The sequence below is a fragment of the Paenibacillus sp. J2R1T-4 genome (genome assembly GCF_059692235.1).
In genome coordinates this window covers 1-9,715 of the sequence record NZ_JCAUBA010000040.1, presented here as the reverse complement: position 1 = coordinate 9,715, position 9,715 = coordinate 1, and the positions used below count along the sequence as shown (strand labels likewise).

Here is a 9,715-nt window from a genome sequence, read left to right as displayed (position 1 = left end):
ACGAAATTCGGGAAGACCTATATGACGGAAATGAACACTTATATTACTAAAATGGAAGCCAAGAAGTAATGGAGGCAATGATCCAATCAAACGGCCAATGACCTTGCCGTTAGATTCCCGTTTGGACTGCTTTTGCCTCCGATTGGAGTGTAGCGAGAGCAGCCTTGAACGAAACAGACGCTAAAACAGATTAAAGGGGACATCTGCGGCTTTCCTAGAGAACGACGAATAATCGATGGTAGGCAAATCGCTCATAAACGGGTACACGGTTTAATAAGGTCGCCTCATTTCGGATGGATTGGTTTTACTCTCCATTAGCCGAATGGCGGCCCTTATTTAACGCATTTTGGTAAATCAACATGCTGTATTTTTTGCAACATTTTCTTTCCGAATCAAAGATTTGGGGCAAGGATGTTGCATTTTGAACAACAGTTGGGGCTTATATGGGGATTTTCAAGGAGAAATGCTGCATTTTGTGCATGCGGCGGTGCTCGAGGCGGCTAGAAGAGACCAACGCATCCAGGCTGGCGTAATGCTGGATCCAAGCTTTCATCTAATGTGTTTGGAGGAAGAGGGTGCGCTGCAGACACCTTTCCTCGTTGTGCGTCAGGAAAAGAAAACCTTTGAACAGCTTGAAGGGGCAATGTCACCTGCTATCCTTGAACACTTCCTTGCAGGGGTTGAGCAATTGAAGCGTGTGTCAGGACGGAAGCTGCATATTGACGAGAAACATACCGAGATTAACAGCTATGTCTGCTCTTATATGGTAGAACGTTTGCAACCTAAGGGGGAAATTTGTTTGTTTTTGAGCATTAATTGATCGTATGATTTCGTATATGATTGATTGTGTGTGATTTGTAACAACATCAGAAGTGCTTGATTTTAATATTTGCGGCCAAGGGAGATTGGGAGCGATGGGGAAAACGAATGCTGTAGCCAAATTAGGCGTCATCGGATTGGGTGGACGCGGTAGAGGTCTGCTTGAATGTTTGCTTGGGATGGAAGATGTGGAGATTACGGCAATATGCGATCAATACGAGGAAAGGCTTGAGCACGGACTTGAAATCGTACAGAAATCAGGACGAACTCTAACAGACGGTTATACGGACTACAAGAAGCTGCTCGCTCGTGAGGATCTTCAAGGCGTTATTATTGCTACCACATGGGTGACTCATGCAGAGATTGCCATTGCGGCAATGAAGGCAGGCAAGTATGCCGGTATCGAAGTGGGAGGAGCAGCATCCTTGGAAGAGTGCTGGGAGCTGGTCAGAACCTCGGAGCAGACAGGTATGCCTTGCATGCTTCTCGAGAATTGCTGTTATGGCCGTGAAGAGCTTGCCGTGCTGAATATGGTAAAGCAAGGACTACTGGGCGAATTGATTCATTGTCAATGCGGGTATGAGCATGATCTGCGCGATGAAGTAGCGTTGGGTGAGCAGAGAAAACATAACCGCTACCGCAATTATTTGAACCGTAACGGTGAGCTGTATCCGATCCATGGACTCGGTCCAATCTCCAAGGTATTAGATATTAACAGAGGCAACCGATTGTTGACTTTAACGTCCATGTCATCCAAAGCTCGCGGAATCCAGCACTGGGCGACTGAGAAGTTCGGAGAGACCGATCCGCTCGCCAAGATCAACTTCGCCCAAGGCGATATCGTGACAACGATGATCAAATGCGCCGGCGGCGAAACGATTCATATTATTCACGATACGACCCTCCCGCGTCCATATTCGAGAGCGGGGAGAGTGCAAGGGACCAAGGGCATATGGATGGAGGATAACAACTCGATCCATATCGAGGGCAGAAGTCCAGAGCATCAGTGGGAGTCATTCGATGAATACCGTGAGCAATATGAGCACCCAATCTGGAAACAGTACCTGGATGAAGGTGTACGCGGCGGACATGGCGGGATGGATTACTTGGTACTCCGCGCATTTGCAGAGAGCGTCATGAACCAGACTCAGACGCCGATTGATGTGTACGATACGGCGGTATGGATGGCGATAACAGTATTGTCGGAGGATTCTGTTGCACTAGGCAGTGCGCCGGTCGCTATCCCCGACTTCACCAAAGGCAAATGGATCAGCCGTGAAGCAGGTCCTGTAAGCTGCTATTCATTAGATGCGATTCATGAAGAGCTGTTCAAGGGTTAGCAGCAGCAAGTGTACCATCGGATATATAGCTACCCAACAGAAAAAAAGCAGGATGCCTGATAAGGCTCCTGCTTTTTGTTTGATGTCTATAGTGGCTAATTAGGCAGTGATTCGCCAGATCAGATGTAACCTTTTTCCATGATATGGACACCGGAGAGATCGTCCAGATTCAAGCAACGGATGTAATTCCTCCTTATCTGCTCCAAAGAGTGACAAGCCGCACGCCGGATCAACCTTACAAGCTTATACATTCACCGGACGGAGAGACGAGTTTTATTTTGTTCGGAAGATTTATGACCATTTCTTTTGCTATAGCTACCACATACATTTTCGCCACAAGATCGCTAATTTCTATATTTAAGGTGATCGTATGCAAAGTGATATCCCCTCTGCCTGGCATAGTCATAGACGATAGCCCCTATAGCTTTGCGTCGCTAGGTAATAAATAACTATTAATGCATACACTATATTGATCCAACTCTTAGTCGGTTGATATTATCCCCTTTAAGTAGACACTCAAAAAAACCTTCATGTTATCATGAGGGAACGAGTGAACTTGGAGGGGATATCTTTATGGCTAAAAGAGGACAGAAAAGAAATTTCAGCAATATTCGGAAGAGTTTAAGTTAACGGCAGTAAAAGCATATGTGGAGGGGTCTTCTAGCTACAAAGTGGTGGCAGACAGCCTGGAGATCCGAAACTGTACCCAGTTAAAGGTATGGGTAAGGAAATGGCAAAATGGCGAAGAATTCGATGTTCGTAAAGGTCTATCCTATCCACTTAAAGGACGTCCGCGTAAGGCCTTTGACACGGTCGAAGAGGAACGGGATTATTTGAAAGCACAGGTGGATTACTTAAAAAAGCGGTATCCAAATCTAGTAAAGGAGAGAGCCTTAGTTAGCAGAATAACTACCAAGTAATCGAAGAACTACGTGACACGCATGGCGTCACGCTCCTCTTAGACATTGCAGAGATACCTAGACCCAGTTACTATAAGTGGCGAGCAACACGGTCATCCCGTGAGGAGAAACAAGCACGAGATTTGGCCGCTGGCCCTGTAGTCTGCGATTCGTACCGCCCACTCTTGGCGGCGTTGTTCCTTATTCGTCATGAGGCAACCTCCTGTAATTTCAGTTGCCTTCATCTTCTCATGTGATTAACAGGGACAGAAGGTGGCTAAGGTTTGACGCTTACGACACTTAATACTGCTGACTCCCGTTATCTTCTTGCATCCCATGCATGCGGCGGTAATGCGTTGGGCGCGTATTCAATCTTTTGGAGAAAATACGGCTGAAATAATTTCCGCTCTCAAACCCGCAAATGTCTGCGATTCCTTGGAGTGATACTGTGGTTTCAGCCAAAAGATGTTTGGCTCTGGTGATTCTCAATTCGGTTACGTAATCCGATGGTGTTATTCCATAAGCCGTTTTGAATCTTCGGGTGAATTGAACGGGGGTAAGACCCAGATCATCCGATAAATTCTTCATACAGAAGGTATATTCGAAACAGCGTTCTTTGATCAGATTCAAAGCAACGCTCATGACGTGATCGGGGTTCCAACTCGATTTCTTCGCAAGGTTAGATTCCAGGCAGTAAAGCAGCCAAATATCGTTTAGTAAATGATTTTTTTGATGAATGCTCGTAGGGTCATGTTTATTGTGCAGATTCTTTAAGTAGCTATAGGTTGAAATCAATCGATCAGTATTGAGCACGGATACCTTGCCGATGGGGATCGTTGATAGCCGAAGGGGATCCGTAATGGGCTTTTCTTCCGACAGGCTTTTCCAAATGAAGTTGATCGAAAAAAAAGACAGATTTTGAATAACTTTTCGCCGGAAAGGAATCAATGGCGGACTCAATACCAAATCACCGGCGGTTACAATCCCTTTCTCTTCACCAATTTGGAATTCAAAACTTCCTTCTTCTATTGCGAATAGAATCCAATTCGGATAAGTATCTACATTCAGTAAAAATCGATCCTTATTCGTCCAATACGATAAATGAAGAAAATGAGGACGCATGCTATCAGCAGAAGGAAGATTCAGGGAAAACACTCCCCTACAATGAAATAAAGTGCTAATTTCATAATAACATGGTGCATATGAAAAGGTGAATATATTTCATATACTTTGACCTGTAAGATCGTAGAAGCATTTCTAATGCTGATTCAAGAAAGGAGAGCGGATTTTACGATATTATGGATCATTACGGAGGTGGCGAATCGTTTTTTACAAGTAATTAGGTAAACAGAAAGAGTCGACTAACTTTAAATCAAAAACGATTAATTCTATTTATGGTAGCGCCTTCTTTTTCCGAGCATTCCTAATTCATCGGATTTCCCGGAGGGTACACCATCTCAACCAAAGGTATCATTTACCCTGTTAACACAAATGGTATGAGGGCATGGAAGTCTTTTGATCAATGATAAGTGATGAAAGGGTGTTCATTCGTGAAACAATCTTTAATGAGATGGATTACTGTTTTGTGCTGTATATTGCTCGTGACTGCTTATGGTTCACCCATATTTGCTGATGGAGTAAGTCAGGCCACTCAAAGAGTGGAAGGGGAACAGTTAATTGATGTTCGAGGAGAAGGTAACCCCCCTGCTATGTCGTCTATACCGCTCGTGAGCGGTGGACAACCGAAAGCAACGATCGTACTTGCCGCAAATGCGACAACGACGGAGCAACAGGCTGCTCAAGAGTTGCATGATTATATTATAAAGATATCCGGTGCCGATCTACCGATCACGAGTGCCGTAGAAGTTGTTAATGGGGAGAGTCGAACGAAGATTTTTATCGGACAATCGGCCCCCGATGTGGAGGGAAGTAAAGCCACAATTGCAGTAGGCGGGGATAATCCCGATTCATTCCGGATCCTGGCAGTAGGGAACTCCATACAACTGAACGGACTTTCCGATCAAGGGACGCTGTATGCCGCCTACGACCTGTTGGAACAGCTTGGGGTTCGCTGGTTCATGCCCGGCGAAATCGGTACCGTTATCCCTACTAAGGATACAGTGAGTATACGAGAGCAGGATACAATCCAACATCCCTCCTTCGACATCCGTATGCAAAAACCCGACAGTAGTTATCAGACTCTCAAGACGATCCCCTATGTCTATAATAAAGAAGAAATGAAGCCTTGGGCTAAGCATATGCGACTTATTGAATGGAATATTGGTGCCCAATCATTTCCATGCAAAATCACCAACAAACAAAGACCGGATTTGTTTCTGAAAAACGATAAAGGGCAAGTTACAGGGCATATCGACGTAACCAAACCCGAAGTTTTGGACTGTGTTGTACAAGGGTCGCTTGAACAATTGACAAAAAAACCTGATCTTAAGTATCTCAGCATGTCGCCTATAGACGGGGTTCCCCAGGTGATTAATCCAGATCCCGATTGGGATGCGGTTGATTACGATGCATTGAACGGAACGAAATCGACGACAGATCGGTATATAAAATTTGTAAACCTAGTGTTGGAGCGGTTGGATGCAGCTGGTTATCCGAAAGTCAAAATTGTATTGTTTGCCTACAGCAGTTATATGCGTCCTCCAGTGCGCTGGACGCCCGATCAGAGAGTCGTACCGTTAATCGCCCCTATCACGGTTGAGCGGATACATGCTATTGGAAATGACCTCTCATGGGAGCGTAATTATCTCGGAGATATAATTGACGGTTGGCAGGCACTTGGTGTTAAAGCACTTATGTACGATTACCGCTTTGACCTTGCCGATCCCGGACTGCCCTTCCCCATGATCAATCAAGTTGCCAGTGAACTTAAGTATTACAAAGAGAAAGGTCTCTTAGGAGCTAAAGCTGAGGTTTTACCTGCCTGGGGATACCAAGGACCTGCGCTATATCTGGATGCCAAAATGAAGTGGAATACAGAATTGGATGTGCAAACTCTATTAACCGATTATTTTGAAAAATTATATGGGCCTGCAGCCAAACCGATGAGAGAGCACTATGACGATTTGGAAAAGGCATTCGCCGAAGCCGATTATTTTACAGGAAGCATTTATGACTTTCCGCACATATTGACAAGCAAAGTAATGAAGGATTTGGAAAAATCGCTAAGTAAAGCGGAAAAAGATGCGGAGAAATCTAGTGATCCGATTTACGCCAAGCGGGTACATATGGTGCGTGTGGCTTTTGATTTCGGCAATACCTTTCTTGAGATGATGGATTCGATCAATCGCTTTGATTTTATCAAGGCGAAACAACAACTCGATGACATCCGAAAGCTTCGTTTTGAAGCGATTTCGCATTCTCCCGTTATTCTTTCGCCCTGGGCATCATACCTTTACACCGATGATTTTTGGACCACCATTGTAGAAGATGCTTATAGACGTGTAACAAACGGCGGTCGGATTGTCGCCAAATTACCCGATGAATGGTCCGCCATGTTATTTCCGGATAAACATGGTGATCAACTTGGGTTATGGAAACCTGAACTGGGTTTACAATCATGGATGAAGCTCAAGACGTATTCCGAGACATGGTCCGATCAGGGGCTACGATACTTCAAGGGGGATGTCTGGTACCGAACAACGGTTACACTACCGACAACTTATAACAACGGTCATCCTATATGGCTTTGGTTCGGTAACATCGACGAAACTGCCCGTGTTTGGGTCAACGGTAAGGAATTGCCTGTTGTGCAGCAGGGTTCTGCATTAATGAAGCCCTGGGTGTTTGATGCTAGTAATGCGGTTATCTTCGATCGACCCAACGTGATTGTTGTAGATACGCACAACGAGATACTTGATGAACTGGGCACCGGGGGAATTGCTGGACCAGCGATGTTCTATCAGCCAGGGGAATAAATGGAAGCCCAGGCGTGTAGAAAAATGTCACAGGAATTTGCCGAATTGTAACAGACAAAGAATTAATGAAGGGTTCTATTGACGAACAAGGAGGAATGGGCAATGTCAGATGAAAAGAAGGGCCCAGTACTTGGGGATGACACAGATGACGCGGCGCTGGAACGACTCGAAAAAAAGATTAGTCGGAGAAAGCTATTGGCCGCATTTGGTATGGCTAGCGCCGCAATCGCAACACAGAGCGTGATTTCCCCGTCATTAACGGCATACGGTAAATCGGAAACTTCGGTGACCGAGGCGGTATACGGAAAAATGAAAAGCGACTGTCAGCAGTTGCAAGCTGATCTGGCGGGTCCTAATGGTGCTGGGTTAGTTGGCTTTATACAAGACGGAGTTGGCGCGGTAGCAACCACGATACAGGAAAAGGCGAGGGAGAGAGTTACGCCATTTGACTTCGGAGCCAAAGGGGATCGAGTTACTGATGACACGGTATCCTTACAAGCATTTTTTAACTACATCGCGACTCATCCGATAGCACTTGCGGATTGGTCAGGAGATTTCTTGATTTCTGCGGATCTTATTTCCGCTACCGGACAGAACGTAAACCCTAAAACCGGGCAAACATACGCTCGAACCTTTACGGGGCACATGACCCTCATATCGAATTACTCATCTACTGGATATTTGCTAACTTTGTCTGGATACTGGCAAACTGCTTTCGAAGGTAAACTTACCCTACTGGGTTCAGGAACATCCACTTACAATACTAGGAAAAACTGGAATGGACTTAAGATCTTCAACAGCTCAATGTTTACGTTTTCTGAAATCGAGTGCTGGTATTTCAAGCGAAATGGCGTCGAAATTCTAGGTACTTCTACCGAATTCAATATTGGCACTATTACTGCTCGGTACTGCGGTGCAGCAGCGCCTTCTGGTGGCCTGCCAAACCTGCAGGCCACTGTAACTGGATACAATCACACTGGCCTAAGCGCAGTGCCCAGTCAGATTTCTGAGGTGTCTTGCTCTAACATACCGGATGAGCTGAACGTAGGTGACTTCCTTCTTTATTATAATTCTACTCAAAAAGTTTCTGAGGCAAAATACATTAAGAGTATAAATCGAGTTTCAGGCAAAGTAAACGTAAGCCCATGGGTCACCACTGATGAAGAGGCATACACTCCATACTACGTGATAGGCTCGGGGGTGTATAAAATAGGTGTGGATACTTCCGCAGGCAATATCGGACTAGCAAGAACACTTTGTTGTGCCTGCGGAGTGAAAGACGAGTCATTGTATCCAGTATCTATCAGTAAGCTGGTGACGCAGTTTAATGGAATCGGGATGAGTGTAGGCAATCAGACTGACGGTGCCTCTCAGGGAGGCGTATGTTTAAGCGCTTACTTCGAAGCAAACGGTGTTAACTTCCTAGCCTGTTCTGTAAATGCGACATACTCCGTAATCTCAGCACTGCCTAATGCAGATCAATGGAAATTGAAAGCCTCCCGTGCTGTGGTGCTGACAGGCTCATTCAGAAATTACAACCACGGCACCACGCCGGTGGCAATCGGCAGCAATCTAGGTCTCAACTATCGAGGCTATCAGAATGGACTTGGGGTTTCTACCTATCGTCCGGTTCTGGAAACGGGAAGACCCACATCGCAGACTAAGGTTGTAGCACAGACTACAGGCGGCGCTAGTGCGTTCGGTATCATTAAGCTGAAATATAACAAGACACTTAATCAGTTATTTGGTCACGATACGATAGAGATATTCCTGCATGGCACCTTAGCTGATGGATCTATTCCTGGCGTGGTTACATTTGAGGCTGACGACGCAGTTTCTCTGGTTAATGGGGTGGCATCTCTGGCTGTAGCAGTGACAGGCCCGACGCTATTTGTTTGCCGATACATAGGCGGGACATGGAGAGTATTCAAGATGTCTGGGTCGGTAGCGTGATTGCCCCAATAATCTAGTTTTTATGGTGAAATGGCAGGCCAAAACTTAACCCTGGCCTGCCATTGTATATAAGCAGGAAAAACAACAATATGGAGCTCGCAAATCTTAAGAGGAGCATGAATATATCGGGTGCATCAACAATCGGAAGGAACTAGAACATTTTATGATAGAAATCATATGCGAATAATTCAATTAAGAAGCATCAACTAGGGAGAAAAGCAGGATGAATACTCAAACTACTATTGCCACCTGGCGTTATTTTAAAAAGAACAAGTGGCTGTATTTTTTATTAATCCCAGGATTTCTGTATCTGTTTATTTTTAAATATATCCCCATGTTCGGGGTCGTCATAGCATTCCAGGATTTTAACCTTGTGAAAGGGATATTCGGAAGTGACTGGGTCGGCTTGGATAACTTTAAGTATCTCTTCAAATCTGAAGAATTTTTCAATGTTTTGGGGAACTCGTTAATTATCAGCTTCTACCAGATCCTTTTCGGATTTCCCGCTCCAATCGTGTTTGCTCTTCTGCTTAACGAGGTTCGAAATATGGCGTTTAAGCGAATCTCGCAAACGATCGTTTATTTACCCCATTTTATATCCTGGGTTGTTTTATCCGGTATCATTATTAACTTTCTTTCTCCTTCGACAGGCTGGGTGAATCAATTAATCGTCGATTTTGGCGGGAAACCAATCCAGTTCTTGCTCAAGCCGGAATACTTCCGAACGATATTAGTTTCCGCTGAGATATGGAAGGAGCTAGGTTGGGGC

Annotated in this window: 6 protein-coding genes and 1 pseudogene; 6 read left to right on the top strand and 1 reads right to left on the bottom strand. The window is 45.0% G+C overall.

What is annotated here, in order from left to right; translation table 11 throughout:
- Window positions 1-421: 421 nt before the first annotated feature.
- The 3 genes and pseudogenes from AC58QD_RS32335 to AC58QD_RS32325 all read left to right on the top strand — a co-directional run.
- A complete protein-coding gene (locus tag AC58QD_RS32335; protein ID WP_497339175.1) occupies window positions 422-820 on the top strand; it encodes a hypothetical protein in 399 nt (132 codons plus the stop codon).
- 94 nt (window positions 821-914) lie between these two features.
- Entirely contained in the window at window positions 915-2,159 is a 1,245-nt protein-coding gene (locus tag AC58QD_RS32330; protein ID WP_497339174.1) for a Gfo/Idh/MocA family protein, read from the top strand.
- A 614-nt stretch (window positions 2,160-2,773) separates the two neighbouring features.
- Window positions 2,774-3,079 (top strand): annotated as a pseudogene (locus tag AC58QD_RS32325) (transposase); the annotation flags it as partial.
- 279 nt (window positions 3,080-3,358) lie between these two features.
- On the opposite strand, the gene AC58QD_RS32320 reads toward AC58QD_RS32325, so the two are convergent.
- Entirely contained in the window at window positions 3,359-4,213 is an 855-nt protein-coding gene (locus AC58QD_RS32320; RefSeq protein WP_497339173.1) for a helix-turn-helix domain-containing protein, read from the bottom strand.
- Between the two features lie 395 nt (window positions 4,214-4,608).
- On the opposite strand from AC58QD_RS32320, the gene AC58QD_RS32315 reads away from it, so the two are divergent.
- The 3 genes from AC58QD_RS32315 to AC58QD_RS32305 all read left to right on the top strand — a co-directional run.
- Window positions 4,609-6,993 (top strand): DUF4838 domain-containing protein, encoded by a 2,385-nt coding sequence (locus AC58QD_RS32315; protein ID WP_497339172.1) that lies wholly within the window; start codon window positions 4,609-4,611, stop codon window positions 6,991-6,993.
- A gap of 102 nt (window positions 6,994-7,095) precedes the next feature.
- The gene (locus AC58QD_RS32310; RefSeq protein ID WP_497339171.1) at window positions 7,096-8,946 is read left to right on the top strand and encodes a hypothetical protein; all 1,851 of its coding nucleotides are present in this window, start codon (window positions 7,096-7,098) and stop codon (window positions 8,944-8,946) included.
- A 223-nt stretch (window positions 8,947-9,169) separates the two neighbouring features.
- Window positions 9,170-9,715: ABC transporter permease family protein (locus tag AC58QD_RS32305; protein WP_497339170.1), on the top strand; the 546-nt coding region annotated here is incomplete at its 3' end.